At 66.4% G+C, this 2,450-nt stretch carries 2 protein-coding genes; both read right to left on the bottom strand.

Annotated elements, in window-relative coordinates; genetic code table 11:
- Nucleotides 1-122: 122 nt before the first annotated feature.
- Nucleotides 123-1,625, bottom strand: a complete 1,503-nt coding sequence (locus AC3WJI_RS21550; RefSeq protein ID WP_492759361.1) for a M56 family metallopeptidase — start codon at nucleotides 1,623-1,625, stop codon at nucleotides 123-125.
- Complete coding sequence (locus AC3WJI_RS21545) at nucleotides 1,622-1,990, bottom strand: BlaI/MecI/CopY family transcriptional regulator (RefSeq protein ID WP_492759360.1); 369 nt, start codon at nucleotides 1,988-1,990, stop codon at nucleotides 1,622-1,624. The genes AC3WJI_RS21550 and AC3WJI_RS21545 overlap by 4 nt, the downstream gene beginning before the upstream one ends.
- Nucleotides 1,991-2,450: the final 460 nt, after the last annotated feature.

The following is a 2,450-nucleotide window of genomic DNA, read 5'->3' as shown; positions in this document are numbered from 1 at the left end:
ACCCCTATCCCCTCCCTTGCAGGGAGGGGGGCCAAACGAAAACGGGGCCGGCTGCGAAGGAGTTCAGCCGGCCCCGTTCGTGAAGGGTGTCCGCGGGGCTTGCGGACGCCCCTCCCCTCTCGTCAATCCTCGTCGTGCTGCCTGGCCAGTTCGGCCTCGGCCTCGGCGATTCCCTTGAGCGCCCGCGCGCGCTCTTCCGCCGACAGATCGGTCTCGGCTTCGAGCGAGCGGCGCGCCATGCGCAGGCCCATCCGCGCGCTCTCGAGCCCGAACGCCTTGCTGCGCATCGCCATCCGCGTGGCGTTCTCGCTCATCGCTTCGATGCGGTCGGTGCAGATGATCATGATCTTCTTGTCGCCGTCGGTGAGGTGCTTGACCGACGGTTCGCCCTTGCCGCACTTGCCGTCGCGGATCTCCGGCGCATAGACCCGGATGGGATCCATGACCGGCATCACGACTTCGTCCTTGCTGCCGTCGGCGCGGACGATCACCATTTTGCGGATCTTCTTGCCGTCCTTCTTGCCATCCTCGTTCATGTTGATGCGATAGACGTGCGGCTTGCGCGGCGCCTCAGGCACGTCGGCCGCCTCGGGCGGCTCGGGAGTCTCGGGCGCTGCGGCGGGCGCAGGCGGCGCGGGCGGCGCAGGCAGTTCTTGATCGAGCGCCACCCCGGTGACGGTCTCGACCTTCGCCTTGAGCGTCTCGGCAGCCTCGGTGCCAGACGCGGTCAGCGCGAGCGCGGCGACCGAGACGGTACCGATGCCGATCAATCCTGCGGCAGCGCGGGTGGGGGAAAACGGACGGGTCTTCGAAAGCATGCGTAGCCTCCCTTTGACTTCGTTGATGGTGTGCAAGTGACATGCCGCCGAGACCGCACCCCCATGCGCGGACTTGACGATCGCACGGCCATAAGCATGGCGCAGTGCCTGGGCGCGGCCGGCGAGCACGAGGGCGTCGCAGGCCATTTCCTGATCGGCGCGAAAGGCGCGGAACGCCCGCCAAGCGACCGGATTGAACCAGTGAAGCGCGAGGACGATCAGCGCGACCCAATTGGCGATCAGATCGCCGCGGATATGATGGCCCAGCTCATGGGCAAGCGCGAGGTCGCGCTCCTGCTCGTCGTAACGCTCGGAGAAATCGCGCGGGAACGCGACATATTTGCGGAACACCCCGAAGGCGAGCGGCCCGTGCGCGGCGTCGGTTTCGATCACGCGAACGCGCCCTTGCGCAATCGTCCGGTCGACCCGGGCGCGGCGCAGCAGATTGGCGGTGTAGCGCGTGTGCGAGATCAGGTGCCAGGCGAGGAACGCGGCGGCGCCGAGTCCCCAGACGAGCAGGATCGCCATCCACAGCCCGAAGCTGCCCTCCGCCCCCGCCGACGGCGCAGCACCCAAAGGTTCGACGAAATAGACCGCAACGATGTCGCTCGCCGCGGCGACCGGCGCCACCGCCTGCTCGCGCCAGCTCTGCGGCAGCGGCGGCAGCAGCAGCCGCGCCACCGGCAGCAGCCACAATGCATAGGCCATGTGCGGGCCGAAGCTCTTGCGCACCGGCGCGCGGACGGCGAGCACCAGCAGCATCAGCAGGCTGGTGGCGACGAAGGTCTCGATGGCCCAGCCGATCATGACTTGAGCTCCCGCAGCAGGGCCTCGATCTCGGCGATGTCCTGGTCGGTGATCGCATCCCGCTCGGCGAGGTGCGCGACCAGGGGCGTGAGCTTGCCGCCGAATAGCCGGTCCATAAAGCGGCGCGATTCGCCGACGACGAAGTCGGCGCGGTCGACCAGCGGGCGATAGCGATAGCGGCGCCCGTCTTCCTCATGCCCGATGATGCTCTTGGCGAGCAGCCGGCCGAGCAGCGTCTTGACGGTGTTGGCGCTCCAGTCGCGCTCGGCGGGAACCCGCTCGGCGACTTCCTGCGCGGTGAGCGGCGATTCCTCCCAGAGAACCTCCATCACGGCTTGCTCGGCTTCGCTGATCCGTTCAGTCATAGGTCCCTCGCTGACTACTTGTGTAATCGTCACGATTACGTCTGTAGTCAAGGGGCTGAATGTGCGATGAACGGATTATGTCTGGCAGGGCGATACCAGCCACCGCCCCTGTCGAGAAAATTTACAGCGGCCGATCGGCGCCTGAGTTCGTTAACCACCTAAAACGCCGAAAATGCGCGCCTCTTGCGAACTGGCACGCCGGCTGCAATGCTGGAGATACCCGAGCGTTTCGACGCTTCATTCCAGGGTGGGTCGACCGCTTACTTACCGGTCTCGCGTCGACCCACCCGACCCGGGTTTCCCTACATCGATAGGTGAGTCGGGCGCTTTCGAGCACGCCCCTCCCTGCAAGGGAGGGGTTGGGGGTGAGTGCGAGCTCAACGAGTTGCTTCGCAAAAAGAAAAGGCCGGGCATCGAGCCCGACCTTCTCTTACCCACCCCGAGCCCCACCCTTGCAGGG

It is taken from the genome of Sphingomonas sp. FW306-1B-B10E (assembly GCF_058782005.1).
Note: the sequence above shows the minus strand (reverse complement) of the source record. Positions and strands in the feature narration are given on the sequence as shown.

Coding starts and splice junctions, on each gene's coding strand:
- AC3WJI_RS21545 (WP_492759360.1), bottom strand. CDS start 1,990: ATGACTGAACGGATCAGCGAAGCCGAGCAAGCCGTGATGGAGGTTCTC.
- AC3WJI_RS21550 (WP_492759361.1), bottom strand. CDS start 1,625: ATGATCGGCTGGGCCATCGAGACCTTCGTCGCCACCAGCCTGCTGATG.